The organism is Streptomyces sp. S186 (assembly GCF_051603415.1).
GTDB lineage: Bacteria > Actinomycetota > Actinomycetes > Streptomycetales > Streptomycetaceae > Streptomyces.
This window is the reverse complement of the sequence record NZ_CP193932.1, coordinates 2385807-2403764: the sequence shown is the minus strand read 5'-3', so window position 1 is coordinate 2403764 and position 17958 is coordinate 2385807. Positions and strand designations below refer to the sequence as shown.

The window sequence follows — 17958 nt, the reverse complement described above, 5'->3', positions numbered from 1 at the left end:
CCGTCTGACGGCCTCTCATGAGCCCGGCGCGCGACACGAATGGGTGAAGCGCCGCGCGCTCGTGCCGTGCGCGCCGGCGCCTGTAATCTCGTCGGCATGGCCTCACGTACGTCCGGCAAGGGAACCCAGCGCACGGCGGGCCCCTCGAAGCCGCGCGCCGGACAGTCCGGGGGCGCCGCGAAGAAGACCGCCGCCAAGAAGGCGCCCGCGAAGCGGCCGCCGGCCAAGCAGGCCGCGGCCGCCAGGAAGGGCCCGGCGCGGAAGGCGCCTTCCAGGAAGGCCCCGGCCAGGCCGGCGCCGTCGCCGACCGGCGGCGTGTACCGCGTGGCGCGGGCCTGCTGGCTCGGTGCCGCGCACGGCATCGGGGCGGTGTTCCGCGGCTTCGGCCGCGGCGCCAGGAACCTCGATCCGGCGCACCGCAAGGACGGTCTGGCGCTGCTGCTGCTCGGCCTGGCCCTGGTCGTCGCGGCCGGCACCTGGTCCAACCTCTCCGGCCCGGTCGGCAACCTCGTCGAGCTGCTGGTCACCGGCGCGTTCGGCCGGCTCGACCTGGTCGTCCCGATCCTCCTCGGCGGCATCGCGATCCGGCTCATCCGCCATCCGGAGCGGCCGGAGGCCAACGGCCGGATCGTCATCGGGCTCTCGGCGCTGGTGGTCGGCGTGCTCGGGCAGGTGGCGATGGCCTGCGGGTCACCGGGGCGGGACGACGGGCTCGCCGCCATACAGGACGCCGGCGGCTATGTCGGCTGGGCCGCGTCCAAACCGCTGATCTTCACCGTCGGGCAGACCCTGGCCGTGGCGCTGCTGGTGCTGCTGACGGTCTTCGGGCTGCTGGTGGTGACCGCGACGCCGGTGAACGCCATCCCGCGGCGGCTGCGGGCCCTCGGCGTGCGGCTGGGCCTGCTGGAGGGCGCGGATGAGACCGCCGGCGGGTACGACGAGGCGGAGTACGCCGCGGAGTGGCGCGAGCAGCCGGCCCGCGGGGCGCGGCCCGCCGCGGCGGTGGACGGCGAACCGGACGCGCTGGAGGAGGCCGCACTCGCCAGGCGGCGGCCGCGGCGGGGCCCGGAGCGGCCCGTCGACCGGCCGATGGACGCCGTGGACGTGGCCGCCGCGGCCGCCGCGGCGCTGGACGGCGCGGTGCTGCACGGCGTCCAGCCCTCGCCGCTGGTCGCCGAGCTCAGCGGCGGCATCGGGGAGCGCCGGGAGCGCGGCGCGGACACGGGTGAGCAGAGCGGCGCGGCGCCGGCCGCGGCGGGCAGCGGCGACGGGCGCCCCTCGAAGGTGCCGGACCTCACCAAGTCGTCGGTGCCGGACCTCACCAAGGCCGCGCCGGAACCGTCCGGCGAGCTGCCGCCGCGCGCCGAGCAGCTCCAGCTCGCCGGCGACATCACCTACGGGCTGCCCTCGCTCGACCTGCTCACCCGGGGCGGGCCGGGCAAGGCGCGGAGCGCCGCCAACGACGCCATAGTGGAGTCGCTGACGACCGTCTTCACCGAGTTCAAGGTCGACGCCGCGGTGACCGGCTTCACCCGCGGCCCGACGGTCACCCGCTACGAGGTCGAGCTCGGCCCCGCGGTGAAGGTCGAGAAGATCACGGCGCTGGCGAAGAACATCGCGTACGCGGTGGCCTCCCCGGACGTGCGGATCATCTCGCCGATCCCCGGCAAGTCCGCGGTCGGCATCGAGATCCCGAACACCGACCGCGAGATGGTCAACGTCGGGGACGTGCTGCGCCTCGCGGACGCCGCCGAGGACGACCATCCGATGCTGGTCGCGCTCGGCAAGGACGTCGAGGGCGGCTATGTGATGGCGAACATCGCGAAGATGCCGCACATCCTGGTCGCCGGTGCGACCGGCTCGGGCAAGTCGTCGTGCATCAACTGCCTGATCACCTCGATCATGATGCGCGCCACCCCGGAGGACGTCCGGATGGTGCTGGTCGACCCCAAGCGCGTCGAGCTGACGGCCTACGAGGGCATTCCGCACCTGATCACGCCGATCATCACCAACCCCAAGCGGGCCGCCGAGGCACTGCAGTGGGTGGTGCGCGAGATGGACCTGCGCTACGACGACCTCGCGGCGTTCGGCTACCGCCACATCGACGACTTCAACGAGGCGGTCCGTACCGGCAAGCTCAAGACCCCCGAGGGCAGCGAGCGGGAGCTGGCCCCGTACCCGTATCTGCTGGTGATCGTCGACGAGCTGGCGGACCTGATGATGGTGGCGCCGCGGGACGTCGAGGACGCCATCGTCCGTATCACGCAGCTGGCCCGCGCGGCCGGCATCCATCTGGTGCTGGCGACCCAGCGGCCCTCGGTCGACGTCGTCACCGGCCTGATCAAGGCCAATGTGCCGTCACGGCTGGCGTTCGCGACCTCCTCGCTGGCCGACAGCCGGGTCATCCTCGACCAGCCGGGCGCCGAGAAGCTGATCGGCAAGGGCGACGGGCTGTTCCTGCCGATGGGGGCGAACAAGCCGGTCCGGATGCAGGGCGCGTTCGTCACCGAGGAGGAGGTGGCCGCCGTCGTCCAGCACTGCAAGGACCAGATGGCGCCCGTCTTCCGGGACGACGTCACCGTCGGCTCCAAGCAGAAGAAGGAGATCGACGAGGACATCGGCGACGACCTCGACCTGCTGTGCCAGGCGGCGGAGCTGGTGGTCTCCACCCAGTTCGGTTCGACGTCGATGCTGCAGCGCAAGCTGCGGGTGGGGTTCGCCAAGGCGGGCCGGCTGATGGACCTGATGGAGTCGCGGAACGTCGTCGGGCCGAGCGAGGGCTCCAAGGCGCGGGACGTGTTGGTCAAGCCCGATGAATTGGACGGAGTGCTGGCGCTGATCCGGGGGGAGGCTAACCAGTAGCACGCACGTACGGGCCAGTCCGTGCGTGCGCGGAGGCAACCGTTTCCCTTGGCGGTTCGTCAAGTTGAGGGAGGCGGGGGAGGCCGCTGCGGCCTCCGGCCCCGAGGCAGCGCCGAGGGGCGTTCTGATGGCGTACAAACCCGGCTCTTCCGCTTGCCCGACCCTTTCGCAACACCCCTAGACTGAACTTCCAGCAGGTGGCTACACGCTCGAAAGGCGCCCCCGTGTCCATCGGCAACTCCCCCAACTCCCCCGAAGAGGACCGGCCTTCCGTCGAAGAGGACCGGCCCTCCCCCGGTCCGGACCGGCCGTCGGTCGGTCGGGCCCTCCAGCAGGCCCGCATCGGCGCGGGACTGACCGTCGAAGAGGTCAGTACGGCGACGCGGGTGCGGATCCCGATCGTGCAGTCCATCGAGCAGGACGACTTCTCGCGGTGCGGCGGCGACGTCTATGCCCGCGGCCACATCAGAACGCTCGCCCGCGCCGTCTCCCTCGACCCCCAGCCCCTGATCGAACGCTACGACGCCGACCACGGCGGCCGGCCCTCGCCGACCGTCGCCGCCCCGCTCTTCGAGGCCGAGCGGATCCGGTCCGAACCCCGCCGCCCCAACTGGACCGCCGCGATGGTCGCCGCCATCGTCGCGGTGATCGGCTTCGCCGGCTTCACGTTCTTCAGCAGCGGCAGCAAGCACGAGGGCGGCCCGATCGCCTCCGACACCGCCAAGGCCGACAAGCCGGGGCCTGCCCGCACCATCCACCCCAAGGCCCCGCAGCCACCCCAGCCGGCACCCTCCGACAGCGCCATCGCCGGGCTGCCCAAGGACAAGGTCACGATCAAGGTGACCGCCAAGGACGGGCAGAGCTGGATCTCCGCCAAGGACGCCAACGGCACGCTCCTGCAGGACGGGCTGCTCAAGCAGGGGGAGTCGAAGACGTTCACCGACAAGAAGCGGATCGATCTCGTCGTCGGCAACGCCGGCGCCGTACAGCTGTACGTCAACGGCAAGGAGGTCAAGAAGGTCGGTGACGAGGGCTCCGTGGAGCGGCTGAGCTACACGCCGGGAGACCCGCAGGCCGGCTGAGGACCGGTGCCCGGAAGGTCTCCGCCGCCCGCCCCCGGGACCCTGGGGACGGGCGGCGGAGACCTGCGCGCCATGGGGGTGTCCGGGACGAAGTAGGCTGAGCCCCATGCCCGAACGCCGTACCGTCGCCCTTGTCACCCTTGGCTGCGCCCGTAACGAGGTGGACTCGGAGGAGCTCGCAGGCCGCTTGGCAGCGGACGGCTGGGAGCTCGTCGAGGACGCCACCGACGCGGATGTGGCCGTCGTCAACACCTGCGGTTTCGTCGAAGCCGCCAAGAAGGACTCCGTCGACGCCCTGCTGGAGGCCAACGACCTGAAGGCCGCGGCCCGCGACGGGGGTGGCCGCACCCAGGCCGTCGTCGCCGTCGGCTGCATGGCCGAGCGCTACGGCAAGGAGCTGGCCGAGGCGCTGCCCGAGGCGGACGGGGTGCTCGGCTTCGACGACTACGCGGACATCTCCGACCGGCTCCAGACGATCCTGAGCGGCGGCATCCACGCCTCGCACACTCCGCGCGACCGCCGCAAGCTGCTGCCGATCAGCCCGGCCGAGCGTCAGGGCGCCGCCGGCGTCGCGCTGCCCGGCCACGCCCAGGACGCTGCCGAGGAGCCGGCGGCCCCGCCCCAGGACCTGCCCGCGGGCGTCGCGCCGGCCTCCGGGCCGCGGTCGCCGCTCCGCCGCCGGCTGGGCAACGAGCCGGTGGCCTCGGTGAAGCTGGCCTCGGGCTGCGACCGGCGCTGCTCGTTCTGCGCGATCCCGTCCTTCCGCGGCTCGTTCATCTCCCGCCGGCCCTCCGACGTGCTCGGCGAGACCCACTGGCTGGCCGAGCAGGGCGTCAAGGAGATCATGCTGGTCTCCGAGAACAACACCTCCTACGGCAAGGACCTCGGCGACATCCGGCTGCTGGAGACGCTGCTGCCGGAGCTGGCCGCGGTCGACGGCATCGAGCGGATCCGGGTCAGCTACCTCCAGCCCGCCGAGCTGCGGCCCGGCCTGATCGACGTGCTGACCGGCACCGACAAGGTCGCGCCGTACTTCGATCTGTCCTTCCAGCACTCGGCGCCGGGTGTGCTGCGCGCGATGCGGCGGTTCGGCGACACCGACCGCTTCCTGGAGCTGCTGGAGACCATCCGCACCAAGGCGCCCCAGGCCGGGGCGCGCTCCAACTTCATCGTCGGCTTCCCCGGCGAGTCGGAGAGCGACCTGGCGGAGCTGGAGCGCTTCCTCGGCGCGGCCCGGCTGGACGCGATCGGCGTCTTCGGCTACTCCGACGAGGACGGCACCGAGGCCGCCGGCTACGACGACAAGGTCGATCCCGAGGTGGTCGCCGAGCGGCTGGAGAGGGTGTCCCGGCTGGCCGAGGAGCTGACCGCGCAGCGGGCGGCCGAGCGGGTCGGGGAGACGGTCCGGGTGCTGGTGGACCGGATCGACGACGAGGACGACGGGATCGTCGGGCGGGCCGCGCACCAGGCGCCGGAGACCGACGGGGTCACGCTGCTCACGACCGGCCGGGACCTGCGGCCCGGTCGTATGGTCGAAGCAAAGGTGGTCGCGAGCGAGGGCGTGGACCTCGTGGCGGAGGTGCTGTCGGTGGACGGTACGGGGTGTACCGAGGAGGCGGGCAGATGAGCGGGGCCTCGGCTTCCGCCGCCGGGAGGCCGCGCACCGCGCCGGCCGTCCGGCAGGCCGGGCTGTGGAACATCGCCAACGTCCTGACGATGCTGCGGCTGCTGCTGGTCCCGGCGTTCGTACTGCTGCTGATGCACGACGGCGGGACGAACCCGGCCTGGCGGTCGTTCGCCTGGGCGGCCTTCGCCGTCGCCATGATCACCGATGTCTTCGACGGTCATCTGGCGCGCACGTACAACCTGGTCACCGACTTCGGCAAGATCGCCGATCCGATCGCCGACAAGGCGATCATGGGGGCCGCGCTGATCTGTCTGTCGGTGCTGGGGGATCTGCCCTGGTGGGTCACGGGCGTGATCCTCTTCCGGGAGCTGGGCATCACCCTGATGCGGTTCTGGGTGATCAAGCACGGTGTGATTCCGGCCAGTCGGGGCGGCAAGATCAAGACATTGGCGCAGGGCACCGCGGTGGGCATGTACGTCTTGGTGCTGCACGGTCCGCTGGCCACCTTCCGCTGGTGGGTGATGGCGGTGGCGGTGGTGCTGACGGTGGCGACCGGGCTCGACTACGTCCGGCAGGCCGTGGTGCTGCGCCGGGCCGGACTGGCCCGGGAGCGGGCCGCGGCCGCCGAACGGGACGAGGCCCGGTGAACGCGCCGGGTTCTGCGGCGGCCGGGGCACTGGAGGTGCTCGCCGGGCGGCGGCAGAGCCTGGCGGTGGCCGAGTCGCTCACCGGCGGGCTGGTCGCGGGCGAGCTGACCGCGGTCCCCGGGGCCTCGCGGGTGGTGCGGGGGGCGGTCACCGCGTACGCCACCGACGTCAAGCGGGAGCTGCTGGGGGTGGACGGCGCGCTGCTGGCCGACCGCGGGGCCGTGGACGGCGAGGTGGCGCGGCAGATGGCCGGCGGGGTGCGGCGGGTGCTCGGCGCCGACTGGGGCATCGCCACCACGGGCGTGGCCGGGCCCGAGCCGCAGGACGGGCAGCCGGTGGGCACCGTCTACGTCGCCGTCCAGGGCCCGGACGGCGCGGGGCAGGTGCGGCGGCTGGCGCTGGCGGGGGACCGCGACCGGATCCGCCGGGACAGCGTGCACGCCGTACTCGCGCTGCTGTTGAGCGAACTCACGGAAAATGTGCGGGCACAGGATACGGAACAACACGGGGGGAATTGATGTTTGCAGCCCTGAGTGAACACGTACTCGCTCCCGGCACGGCTGCGGCCCGAGGCGGTACGGTGGGGCGAGAAGGATCCGCATCCGAGGTCCGAGGAGGGAGCCAGCGATGATTCTGCTTCGTCGCCTGCTGGGTGACGTGCTGCGCCGACAGCGTCAGCGCCAAGGCCGCACCCTGCGCGAGGTCTCGTCCTCCGCCCGGGTGTCGCTCGGCTACTTGTCCGAGGTCGAGAGGGGCCAGAAGGAGGCGTCCTCCGAGCTGCTCTCGGCGATCTGCGACGCGCTGGATGTGCGCATGTCCGAGCTGATGCGGGAGGTCAGCGACGAGCTGGCGCTCGCCGAGCTGGCCGCGTCCGCGGCCGCGACCGACACGGTGCCGGCACCGGTCCGGCCGAAGCTCAATTCGGTGTCCGTCACGTCCCTGGCCGGTGTGCCGGAGGAGCGTGTGACCATCAAGTCCCCGGCCGACGTCGTGGATGTCGTCGCGGCCTGACACCGCAGACCACGTATACGTGAAGCCCCGGCGGGCAGCAGCCCCGCCGGGGCTTCACGCATGCCGGTCGGTTGCCGGGTGGGTGCCCGGCCGGCCGTCTTCGGGCTGCTCGGTGGGAAGCCCCCGCCCGTACCATGGGGCTAAATCGGAATATTCGCCCGAATATCCTCAATGCGCCTGAAAGGGAGTATCTGGATGTCTGTGGTCACAAGCACGCTGTCCGATGAAGCCCGTGCCGTCGTCGGGAACGCCCTCCAGGGCGCCCTGGTCGACCTGGTGGATCTCTCCCTCGTCGCCAAGCAGGTGCACTGGAACGTCGTCGGTCCCCGCTTCCGCTCCGTCCACCTCCAGCTCGACGAGGTCGTCGCCTCCGCACGGCAGCACGCCGACACCGTGGCCGAGCGGGCCTCGGCGATCGGGGTCACGCCGGACGGCCGGTGCGCGACGGTCGCCAAGACCAGCGGCATCAGCGAGGCGCCCGACGGCTGGGTCAAGGACGGCGACGTCGTCCGCACGATGGTGGACGCGCTCGGCGCGATCATCGGGCGGATGCGGGAGCGGATCGCCGCCACCGACGAGCCCGACCCGGTCTCCCAGGACATCCTCATCGGCCTCACCGCCGATCTGGAGAAGCACCACTGGATGTTCCAGGCCGAGGCCCACTGACCGTGACCGCGACGCGGTGACCGGTCGCCGACCGGGCCCGCCGCCCGGGATACGGAGCGCACCGCACGCGCCGGGCGTGCGCCGGTGCGCCCCTGCCGCCGGGCGGCGGGCCCGGTCTAGCGTCGGCCCGAGGAGGCAGGCATGGCGAGGCGTGCGAGATCGGTGCCGGGACGGTGGATATCCGCGGCGCTCGTCGGGGGCCTGTGGTGGTGGGCGGTGGGCCGGCTGGTCCTGTGGCCGGGGTCGGCCGGGCCGGTGGAGGGCGCGGTGGCCGCGGCCGGCTGGGGGCTCAGTCTGCTGCCGGTGCACTGCGTGCCGTGGAACGGGCGGCGCGAGGGCGCGGGGGGCCGCCGGGCGGGGCGTGGTGGTGTGCCGGCGGCCGTGGAGGCGCGGCTCGTCGAGGCGTGGCGGGGGAGTGCGCCGGGGCGGCGCGTCGAGGGGTGGCGGCGTCGCCGGTCGGGGGAGGAGGAGGGGGCGGAGCGCGGCGGGTGCGAGTGACGGGGGTTTCTGGTGGGTGTGTGGATGTGCCTGGTGTGGGTGCGCTTGTGTGGGTGTGCCTGGTGTATGGGGGTGCCTGTGGGAGTCACAGTGAGGGGGAGGACGGTGCCGGCGGTTGGCAGGTGGGGCACCAGTAGGTGACGCGTTCCTCGGCGGTGGGGTCCTGGTCGGCGGTGCGGACGGGGGTGCCGCAGCGCAGACAGGGGCGGCCGGCGCGGCCGTAGACCCATAGCGATGGGGTCTCCCCTGCTCGAACGGAGCTGAGAGCTGGGGGAAGGTCGGGGCGGGCGCTTGGAGTGGTGATCCGGGTGGCGCGGTTCTTGTTGGCCTCCAGGAGCTTCTTGGCGAGCGCCGGGGCGCGCTCCGGAGCGGCGAGGCGGCCGACCGGGAGCCAGGGGGAGGCGCCGAGCAGGAAGCACAGCTCGGATTTGTAGACATTGCCGATGCCGGCGAGGTTGCGCTGGTCGAGCAGGGCCTCGCCGAGGGGCCGTTCGGGCACCGCGAGCAGTCGGCGCAGGGCCTGCGCGGGATCCCAGTCCGGGCCCAGCGGATCGGGGCCGAGATGACCGGTGACCTGGGACTCGTCGGCGGTGCGCAGGAGTTCCAGGACCGGGAGGCGGTAGCCGACGGCGGTGTGTGCGGCGGTGCCGAGGACCGCCCGGATCTGGTGCGCGGGGCCGCCGCGCCAGCGCTCGGCCGGGGCGTAGATCTTCCAGGCGCCGTCCATCCGCAGATGGGAGTGGAGGGTGAGGCCGCCCTCGAAGCGGGTGAGCAGATGCTTGCCGCGGGGCACCACCGCGAGCACCGTGCGGCCGGTGAGGTCGACCGTGGCCAGACGGGGGACGCGCAGGTCGCAGCGGGTCAGCGGGCTGCCGGCCAGCGCCTGGTGGAGACGGTGCGCCAGCCGCCAGACGGTGTCGCCTTCGGGCATGGGGCCATCATGCACCGCCGGGGGGTGGACGGGGCGGGCGGCGGGCGACGGGCAGGGCGCCGGTCCCGGACCCGTGCCTGTCCCGGGCCGGACCCGTGCCCGTCGATGCCCGCCGCTGCCGCGGTCAGCCGCGCAGCCGCAGGCCCCTGGGTGTCGGGTGGAAGCCCGCGGCCTCCAGGACCGGCGCGAAGGGGGAGGTGAGGGCGGCGGTGCCGTTGATGCGCTCGGTGGTGAGGGTGCCGACGGCGCCGGCCCGGGCCGCGTCGGTGAGGGCTTCCACGGCGGACCGCAGACGGGGGTCGGCGGCGGCCTCGGCAGGGTCGGGGCTCAACGGCCATATCAGCAGGGTCTTGCCGCCGCGCTCCAGATAGAGCGTCAGCTCGCCGTCGACCAGGACGACCAGGGAGCCCGCCTTGCGGCCCGGCTTGTGGGTGGCCCCCTCGGGCGGCTCGGGCCAGGACAGGGCGGCGCCGTAGGCGTTGGCCGGATCGGCGGCGGCGAGGACCAGGGCACGCGGTGCCCCGCCGCGGCGGAGCTGCCCCGGGCCGCCGTCCGGGAACGGGGCGTCGGCGCCGCGCTCGCGCTGGGTGCTGATCGCGCGCAGCCGGTCCACCGCGCCGTCCATCGCGAACTGGGCGGCGCCCAGCCCCTCGACGACATAGCCGCGGCGGGCCTGCCCGGACTCCTCGAAGGCGGACAGCACGCGATACGCGGCCGAGAAGCCGCCCGCCACCCCTTCGGCGGCGACCGCGCCGCGGGTGACGATGCCGTGCCGGTCCAGGAGCGTACGGGCCAGGGCGTGGGCGCGGTGGGTCGGATCGGGCTCGGGGGCCGGCAGCAGCGACCAGCGCCCGCCGACCGTCGGCGGGCCGGAGCGGGAGGCCGTGGGGCGAGCGGCCGCGGTCAGCGTGCCGTACCGGCCGCGGGGGACGGCGCGGCGGGCGCGGTGGGCCGTGGAGCCCGCGGTGCGGCCCGAGCCCAGCAGGGCGCGCAGCGGGGCCAGGGTGTCGTTGGTGAGCCGGCCCGACCAGGCCAGCTCCCACAGGGCGTCGGCGAGCTGCGGATCGGTGGCGTCCGGGTGGGTGGTGGCGCGGACCTGGTCGGCGATCTGCCGGAAGAACAGGCCGTAACCGGGGGCGAGGGCCGCGAGCAGCGACTCGTGCAGCGCGGAGAGCTCCAGGGGCAGCGGGGGCGGGAGCAGCAGGGGCGCGGCGTCGGCGAGATGGAGGGAGAGCCAGCCGTCCTTGCCGGGCAGGGCGCCGGCGCCGGCCCAGAGCACCTCGCCGGTGGCGGTCAGCTCGTCCAGCAGGGCCGGGGTGTAGCCGCCGACCCGGGACGGCAGGATCAGCTTCTCCAGGGCGGAGGCCGGCACCGGGGCGCCCTGGAGCTGCTCGACGGCGCGGACCAGGCCGTCGATGCCGCGCAGCCCGGAGGCGGAGGCGGTGACCGGCGGCGCGGGTGCCCCGTAGGCGGGGGCCGGGCGCGGCGCGCCGACGTGCTGCCACTGGGGGAGGAAGGCGGCCAGCGCGGCGGGCGGCACCGGCTCCAGCTCCTCGCGCAGCGCGGCCAGCGAGCGGCGGCGCAGCCGGCGCAGCACCTGGGCGTCGCACCATTCCTGGCCGATGCCGTGGAAGGGGGCAGCGCTCTGCGCTTCCGGGGAAGGGTGGTGGTGGGTGACGGGTGGGCGGAATTCCCCTTGGACGAGGCGGCCTGTGGCGGCCAGGCGGTGCAGGGCGCCGTCGGTGACGGCGGTGCCGAGGCCGAAGCGGGCGGCGGCCTGCTCGGAGGTGAACGGGCCGTGGGTGCGGGCATATCGGGACAGCAGATCGCCCAGCGGGTCCTTGACCGGTTCGGTGAACGACTCGGGGACGCCGACCGGGAGTGCGGTGCCCAGGGCGTCCCGGAGCCGGCCGGCGTCCTCGACGGCGGCCCAGTGCTCGGCGCCGGCGATCCGCACCCGGATGGCGCGCCGGGCGGCGGCCAGCTCCGCGGCCCAGGCCGGCTCCGCGCCGCGCTCGGCCAGCTCGGTGTCGGTCAGCGGCCCGAGCAGCCGCAGGACGTCGGCGACGCCCTCGACGTCCTTGACGCGGCGGTCCTCGGCGCGCCACTGCAGCTCGGCCTCCAGCTCCGCCAGCACCCCGGCGTCCAGCAGCTCGCGCAGCTCGGCCCGGCCCAGCAGCTCGGCCAGCAGCCGGGAGTCCAGGGACAGCGCGGCGGCGCGGCGCTCGGCGAGCGGGGAGTCGCCCTCGTAGAGGAACTGGGCGACATAGCCGAAGAGCAGGGAGCGGGCGAACGGGGACGGCTCCGGGGTCGTGACCTCCACCAGGCGGACCCGGCGGGCCTCGATGTCGGCCATCAGCTCCGTCAGTCCGGGGACGTCGAAGACGTCCTGGAGGCATTCGCGGACCGCCTCCAGGACGATCGGGAACGATCCGAACTCGCTGGCCACCTGGAGGAGTTGGGCGGCGCGCTGGCGCTGCTGCCACAGCGGGGTGCGCTTGCCGGGGCTGCGGCGCGGCAGCAGCAGGGCGCGCGCCGCACACTCCCGGAAACGGGCCGCGAACAGCGCGGAACCGCCGACCTGGTCCGTGACGAGCTGGTCGACCTCGCCGTGCTCGAAGACCACGTCGGCGGCGCCCACCGGGGACTGCTCGGGGTCGTACTCCGCGCGGTCCGCGGCGCCGAAGCCGCCGTCGCCGTCGAGGAGGTCCAGGCCCATCAGGTCGGCGTCCGGGAGCCGCAGCACGATGCCGTCGTCGGCGTGCATCACCTGGGCGTCCAGGCCGTAACGCTCGGCGAGGCGGGCGCCCAGGGCCAGCGCCCAGGGGGCGTGCACCTGCGCGCCGAAGGGGGAGTGGACGACGATGCGCCAGTCACCCAGCTCGTCCCGGAAGCGCTCGACGACGATGGTGCGGTCGTCCGGGACATGGCCGCAGGACTGGCGCTGCTCGGCGAGATAGGCCAGGACGTTGGAGGCCGCCCAGTCGTCGAGCCCGGCGGCGGCGAGCCGGGCGCCGGCGTCCTCGGGGGAGAGCGAACCGATCTCCCGGAGGAACGCGCCCAGCGCGCGGCCCAGTTCGAGCGGGCGGCCGAGCTGGTCGCCCTTCCAGAACGGCAACCGGCCGGGCACGCCGGGGGCCGGGGTGACCAGGACACGGTCGCGGGTGATGTCCTCGATGCGCCAGGACGTCGTGCCGAGGGTGAAGACGTCGCCCACGCGGGACTCGTAGACCATCTCCTCGTCCAGCTCGCCCACCCGTCTGCCGCCACCCTTGGCGGAGCTCTCGCCGGCGAGGAAGACGCCGAACAGCCCGCGGTCCGGGATCGTGCCACCGGAGGTGACGGCCAGCCGCTGGGCACCGGGGCGGCCGGTGACGGTCTGCGCGACGCGGTCCCAGACCAGGCGCGGGCGCAACTCGGCGAAGGCGTCGGACGGATAGCGCCCGGCGAGCATGTCCAGCACGGCGGTGAAGGCGGACTCCGGGAGCGCGGCGAACGGGGCCGCCCGGCGGACCACCGCGAGCATCTCCTCGACGTCCCAGGCATCCATCGCGGCCATCGCGACCAGCTGTTGGGCCAGCACGTCCAGGGGATTGGCGGGCACCCGCAGCGCCTCGATGGCGCCCGAGCGCATCCGTTCGGTGACCACCGCGGCCTGCACCAGATCGCCGCGGTACTTGGGGAAGACGATGCCCTTGGACACCGCGCCGACCTGGTGGCCGGCCCGGCCCACCCGCTGGAGACCGGAGGCCACCGACGGCGGCGACTCCACCTGAACTACCAGGTCGACGGCGCCCATGTCGATGCCCAGCTCCAGACTGGACGTGGCGACCACCGCCGGCAGCCGGCCGGCCTTGAGGTCCTCCTCCACCAGGGCGCGCTGCTCCTTGGACACCGAGCCGTGGTGGGCACGGGCCAGCAGAGGCGGGGCGCCCCTGGCGGCGCCGGCCTCGGCCATCAGCTCGGCGGGCGAGTGGTGCTCCGGAAGCGGCTCGCCCATGGCGCGCTCGTAGGCGATCTCGTTGAGGCGGTTGCACAAACGCTCGGCGAGGCGGCGGGAGTTGGCGAAGACGATCGTGGAGCGGTGAGCCTGGACGAGATCGGCGATCCGCTCCTCGACCTGCGGCCAGATGGACGGCTTCTCGCCCGTCTCGCCCTCCTGGACGGGGGCGCTGCCGAGCTCTCCCATGTCCTCCACCGGGACAACCACCGAGAGGTCGAACCGCTTGCCGGACGGCGGCTGGACGATCTCCACCCGGCGCCGCGGCGACAGATAGCGGGCCACCTCCTCCACGGGGCGGACCGTCGCGGAGAGCCCGATGCGGCGCGCCGGGCGGTCGAGCAGCTCGTCCAGCCGCTCCAGGGACAGCGCCAGATGGGCGCCGCGCTTGGTGCCGGCGACCGCGTGCACCTCGTCCAGGATGACCGTCTCGACACCGGCCAACGCCTCCCGGGCGGCGGACGTCAGCATCAGGAACAGCGACTCGGGCGTGGTGATGAGGATGTCCGGCGGGCGGGTGGCCAGCGCCCGGCGCTCGGCGGCCGGGGTGTCGCCGGAACGGATGGCGACGCGGATATCCGGCTCCGGCAGCCCGCGGCGGACCGACTCCTGGCGGATCCCCGTCAGCGGGCTGCGCAGATTCCGCTCCACGTCGACCGCGAGGGCCTTCAGGGGCGAGACGTACAGCACCCGGCAGCGCTTCCTCGGCTCGGCCGGCGGCGGGGTGCTCGCCAGCGCGTCCAGCGACGCCAGGAATGCGGCCAGCGTCTTGCCGGAGCCCGTCGGCGCCACCACCAGGACGTCGGACCCCGCGGCGATCGCCCGCCAGGCGCCCTCCTGCGCGGCGGTGGGCGCGCTGAACGCCCCGGCGAACCAGCCGCGGGTCGCGGGCGAGAACGAATCGAGCGCTGCCTCGGTCATGTTCCCCATCGTGCACCGGACCACTGACAATCGGTCCGGAGCCGGCCGCGGGGCCGCGCCGCGGACCGGCCCCGCGGCCGTCCAGGGGGCGGACGCCCCGCCGCCCGGCCGCCCGGCACCCGCACAATGAGGGCATGGCCATGATCGACGCGGACGGTGCGCAAACCGCGCCGCGGGCCCGCGACGAGTGGGCGCGCCACTGGCACCACCCCGGGCTGCCCGGCCTCGACCTGCTGCGCGCCCGCTACGTCCGGCACTCCTTCCCCCGCCACGCCCACGACGGCTATGTGCTGTGCGCGGTCACCTCCGGAATCGAGGCGATCGGCCTGCGGGACGGCGTCGTCCGGGCGGGCCCCGGCGCCATCGTGATGATCAATCCCGAGGTGCCGCACACCGCGCAGGCCGGCGCCCCCGAGGGCTGGGCCTACGCCACGCTCTACCCCTCGGCGGAACTCGTCGCCGGGATCGCCCGGGAGACCACCGGGCTGCGCGGCACCGCGGGCTTCGTCCGGACCGTCGCCGACGAGCCCGGCGTCGCCCGGCTGATCGCCGGTGTCCACCGGGCCGCCGAGGCCGGCAACGCACTGGCCGCCGACAGCCTGCTGCGCGGCGTCGTGGCCCGTCTGCTGCGCGGCCACGGGGGCGCGCTGCCCTCCCGCGCCGCCCCTTCGGCGGGCGCCCGTACCGCCGCCCGGGCCCGCGCCGTCCTGGAGGAGCGGATGGCCGATCCGCCCACCCTGGAGGAACTCGCCTCGGAGCTGGGCACCGGGCCGTTCGCGCTGCTGCGGGCCTTCCGGGCCGCGTACGGGATGCCGCCGCACACCTGGCTCACCGACGCCCGGGTGCGACGGGCGCGGCTGCTCCTGGAGGCCGGCACCCCGCCCGCCGAGGCGGCCGTGGCGGTCGGGTTCACCGACCAGCCGCACCTGAACCGGCACTTCACCCGGATCGTCGGGGTGCCGCCGGGCGCGTACCGCCGGGAGCGTGCGGCGGGCGCAAGAACGTACAAGACCGTGGGGGAGGCCGCTTCCTAGTCTCCGGGGCGTGGCAGAACAGGCAGAGACCGCAGACGCCGTAGATACCGCAGCGACCGCAGCGATCGCAGACACCGCAGCGACCGTAGAGACCGCAGGGACAGAGCAACCGGTGCCCATGGCGGCGGGGGCCGATCCCGTACAGCGCGCGGAGATACGCACCGCCCAGGTACGTGCCCTTGAACGACCAGGCACCGGGGCCCACGGCGAACCGCCGCCCGTAACGGAGCGGCCCGACGCCGCCGTCATCCGGGACGCGCTGGGCGTCGGCGTCGCCGTGGGGCTGTCCGGCTTCGCCTTCGGCGTGACCTCCGCCGGCGCCGGGCTCTCCCCGTGGCAGAGCTGCGCCCTGAGCCTCCTGGTCTTCACCGGAGCCTCGCAGTTCGCCCTGGTGGGCGCCCTGGCCGCGGGCGGCAACCCGTTCACCGCCGCGGCCGGCGCCCTCTTCCTGGGCGTCCGCAACGCCTTCTACGGGCTGCGGCTCTCCGCCGTCCTCGGCTACCGGGGCGCGGCCCGCCCGCTCGCCGCCCACTGGGTCATCGACGAGACCGCCGCCGTCACCCTGGCCCAGCCCGGCCGGCGCGGCGCGCGGCTGGGCTTCACCGTCACCGGGCTGTCGCTGTACGTCCTGTGGAACCTCACCACCCTCGCCGGTGCCCTGGGAGCCCGGGCGCTCGGCGACACCGCCGCCTGGGGCCTGGACGCGGCCGGACCCGCGGTCTTCGTGGCGCTGCTCGCACCGATGCTGCGGACCGCCGTGGAACGGTGCACGGCGGGCCTCGCCGTACTGCTGCTCATGGTGACGCTGCCGGTCCTGCCGGCGGGCGTGCCGGTGCTGCTCTCGGCGCTCGCCGCGCCCGCGGTCCTCGCCGTCCAGGGGCCGAGGCGGCGGACGTCCGCCCCACGGGAGACAGCCCCCGCCGGACCGTCGTCACGGGAGCGGGCCGACGCGGACCGCGGCACACCGGGGGAGGACCGGGCATGAACATCTGGATCGCGATCGGCGTCACCGCCGTCGGCTGCTACCTGGTCAAGTTCCTCGGTCTGTCGGCGCCCGCCGGCGTCCTGGAACGCCCCCTGGTCAAGCGGCTGGCCGCACTGCTCCCGGTGGCCCTGCTGGCCGCGCTGACCGCTCAGCAGACCTTCAGCGACGGCCGGCACCTGATGCTGGACGCCAAGGCCGCCGGGGTCGCCGCCGCCGTCGTGGCGCTGCTGCTGCGCGCCCCGTTCCTGCTGGTCGTCGCCGTCGCGGTGGCCGTCACCGCGGGGGTGCGCGCCCTGGGCGGGTGACCCGGCCGACGGGCCGACGGGCCGCCGCGGGGCCGGTGGCGCGGTCACCCGCCCGTCAGCCCAGTGGCCGCCCGTATGCCCGGAGCGTCAGCAGCGCCTCCAGGGTGACCATCGGGCGGCTCTCCAGCTCCGTACCGGGCGCCCAGAGGCGCCAGTTGACGGGCCATCCGCCGTCCTGCCCCTGGAGCGCGACGAGGTGGTCCAGGGCCCGGTCCATCTCCTGGTCGGTGAACCAGCCACGGGCCAGCGAATCGGGCGCGGCCGCGAAGTCGTAGGCGAAGTGGTGCTCCCCGGGGGCGTATCCCTGCGGTACTGGGGCCTCGTCCGCCCGCGCCGGGTCCAGCACGACCAGCCCCTGCTCCCGTACCAGCCGGCCCAGCCGCCGCGCCGCCGCGGCCGCGCGCGGCCGGTCCGGGGCACCATCCAGGAACGCCATCGCCGCCGCGGCCTCGTAGGGATGGGTCCGCTCCAGGGACTCCACGGCCGCCCAGCAGTAGTCCGTGGCCCGGAACAGCCAGGCGTGCCATACCTGGTTGCGGTGCAGCAGCCCCACCACCGGGCCGGTCGCCAGCAGCGCGCTCGGCGGGGCGTCCACCACGGGGATCCAGGGCGCGGCCGGGTAGCCGCGCAGGGCGGGGTGCACCGCCGGCAGTGCCCCGTCGGAGGTCGAGATCCGCGTCAGGTAGCGGCAGATCCGCTCCACCCGGCGGCCGTCGCACCGACCGATGCGGTCCAGGACCTTCAGCGCGTGCGCGGTGTGCAGCGGCTGGCTGACCGGGCCGCGCAGGTCGGGTTCCAGGGCGTGGCCGTAGCCGTCGTCGTCGTTGCGGTACGCGGTGAGCGCGGTCTCGACCGGGTCCGCGCCGCCGCCGAGGAAGTGGTACGCGAAGAGGCGCTGCTCCAGTACCCGGGCGGTCAGCCAGACGAAGTGCTCGGCGCGCGCCAGAGGGGTCGCTGGGGGGCTTACGTTTTCGGCCATGGCCCGACCGTAGGGGCCAGATCCCGCCGTGGCACGGGCACTGGGGCCGGTGCCCTCCCAGGGCGGGATCCTGGAGGCATGCGGTTGACGATCTCCGCGGCGGCCGCGCGGGCGTCTCCAGGGGCGGCCGGGGATTGCGGGTTCGCGGCGCGCGTCTTGCAATGCCGCGCGTGATGCGCCAACTCCCGCTGCACAGGCGTCTGTTCCTGGACCTCGCACGGTTCGCCTCCGCAGCGTGTCGTCCGGCGGGCTGCTGACCCTGCCCTGTTCGTCCCTTTCGCTCGCCTTCGTCCCAGGCGTCAGCCGTCCGGGCATCAGTTGTCTCGGACGGCGGCCGTTTCGGGCGTCAGCCGATCCGGACGGCGGCCGGACCACCGCGCCCGGCTGCCGTCCGCGGTCCCGGAGCCGGT

At 74.4% G+C, this 17958-nt stretch carries 14 protein-coding genes; 11 read left to right on the top strand and 3 right to left on the bottom strand.

Translation table 11 applies throughout. The features are described 5' to 3' along the window. Nucleotides 1-96: 96 nt before the first annotated feature. The 8 genes from ACRAS8_RS09805 to ACRAS8_RS09770 all read left to right on the top strand — a co-directional run bounded on the left by ACRAS8_RS09805 (nt 97) and on the right by ACRAS8_RS09770 (nt 8393). Nucleotides 97-2862 (top strand): DNA translocase FtsK, encoded by a 2766-nt coding sequence (locus tag ACRAS8_RS09805; RefSeq protein WP_438485557.1) that lies wholly within the window; start codon nt 97-99, stop codon nt 2860-2862. Between the two features lie 224 nt (nt 2863-3086). Continuing rightward, on the top strand, nt 3087-3944 hold the full coding sequence (locus ACRAS8_RS09800) for a helix-turn-helix domain-containing protein (protein ID WP_438485556.1): 858 nt from the start codon (nt 3087-3089) through the stop codon (nt 3942-3944). Between the two features lie 106 nt (nt 3945-4050). Further along, nucleotides 4051-5571: a 30S ribosomal protein S12 methylthiotransferase RimO gene (gene rimO / locus ACRAS8_RS09795; protein WP_438485555.1), complete on the top strand. Its 1521-nt coding sequence runs from the start codon at nt 4051-4053 to the stop codon at nt 5569-5571. Further along, nucleotides 5568-6218 carry a CDP-diacylglycerol--glycerol-3-phosphate 3-phosphatidyltransferase gene (gene pgsA / locus ACRAS8_RS09790; RefSeq protein ID WP_438485554.1) on the top strand — a complete coding sequence of 217 codons (651 nt, stop codon included), beginning with the start codon at nt 5568-5570 and terminating at the stop codon, nt 6216-6218. Before rimO ends, pgsA begins: the two co-directional genes overlap by 4 nt. Beyond that, complete coding sequence (locus tag ACRAS8_RS09785; protein WP_438485553.1) at nt 6215-6736, top strand: CinA family protein; 522 nt, start codon at nt 6215-6217, stop codon at nt 6734-6736. The genes pgsA and ACRAS8_RS09785 overlap by 4 nt, the downstream gene beginning before the upstream one ends. A 109-nt stretch (nt 6737-6845) precedes the next feature. Next, nucleotides 6846-7229, top strand: coding sequence for a helix-turn-helix domain-containing protein (locus ACRAS8_RS09780; protein ID WP_016571084.1), 384 nt, complete (start codon nt 6846-6848; stop codon nt 7227-7229). A 195-nt stretch (nt 7230-7424) separates the two neighbouring features. Next, complete coding sequence (locus ACRAS8_RS09775) at nt 7425-7895, top strand: Dps family protein (protein ID WP_438485552.1); 471 nt, start codon at nt 7425-7427, stop codon at nt 7893-7895. A 141-nt stretch (nt 7896-8036) separates the two neighbouring features. Beyond that, a complete protein-coding gene (locus ACRAS8_RS09770) occupies nt 8037-8393 on the top strand; it encodes a hypothetical protein (RefSeq protein ID WP_438485551.1) in 357 nt (118 codons plus the stop codon). An 85-nt stretch (nt 8394-8478) separates the two neighbouring features. On the opposite strand, the gene ACRAS8_RS09765 is transcribed toward ACRAS8_RS09770, so the two are convergent. Together ACRAS8_RS09765 and ACRAS8_RS09760 are read right to left on the bottom strand one after the other, a co-directional pair. Then, complete coding sequence (locus ACRAS8_RS09765; RefSeq protein ID WP_438485550.1) at nt 8479-9324, bottom strand: Fpg/Nei family DNA glycosylase; 846 nt, start codon at nt 9322-9324, stop codon at nt 8479-8481. A 124-nt stretch (nt 9325-9448) separates the two neighbouring features. Then, the gene (locus ACRAS8_RS09760; protein WP_438485549.1) at nt 9449-14245 is read right to left on the bottom strand and encodes an ATP-dependent helicase; all 4797 of its coding nucleotides are present in this window, start codon (nt 14243-14245) and stop codon (nt 9449-9451) included. A 134-nt stretch (nt 14246-14379) separates the two neighbouring features. Here ACRAS8_RS09760 and ACRAS8_RS09755 point away from each other — a divergent pair, with 134 nt between their 5' ends. The 3 genes from ACRAS8_RS09755 to ACRAS8_RS09745 all read left to right on the top strand — a co-directional run bounded on the left by ACRAS8_RS09755 (nt 14380) and on the right by ACRAS8_RS09745 (nt 16569). Next, nucleotides 14380-15279 carry an AraC family transcriptional regulator gene (locus ACRAS8_RS09755; protein ID WP_438485548.1) on the top strand — a complete coding sequence of 300 codons (900 nt, stop codon included), beginning with the start codon at nt 14380-14382 and terminating at the stop codon, nt 15277-15279. A 118-nt stretch (nt 15280-15397) separates the two neighbouring features. Then, nucleotides 15398-16264 carry an AzlC family ABC transporter permease gene (locus ACRAS8_RS09750; RefSeq protein ID WP_438490407.1) on the top strand — a complete coding sequence of 289 codons (867 nt, stop codon included), beginning with the start codon at nt 15398-15400 and terminating at the stop codon, nt 16262-16264. Continuing rightward, on the top strand, nt 16261-16569 hold the full coding sequence (locus ACRAS8_RS09745) for an AzlD domain-containing protein (protein ID WP_438485547.1): 309 nt from the start codon (nt 16261-16263) through the stop codon (nt 16567-16569). The genes ACRAS8_RS09750 and ACRAS8_RS09745 overlap by 4 nt, the downstream gene beginning before the upstream one ends. Before the next feature lie 55 nt (nt 16570-16624). On the opposite strand, the gene ACRAS8_RS09740 is transcribed toward ACRAS8_RS09745, so the two are convergent. Then, entirely contained in the window at nt 16625-17548 is a 924-nt protein-coding gene (locus ACRAS8_RS09740; RefSeq protein ID WP_438485546.1) for a hypothetical protein, read from the bottom strand. Between the last annotated feature and the right edge of the window lie 410 nt (nt 17549-17958).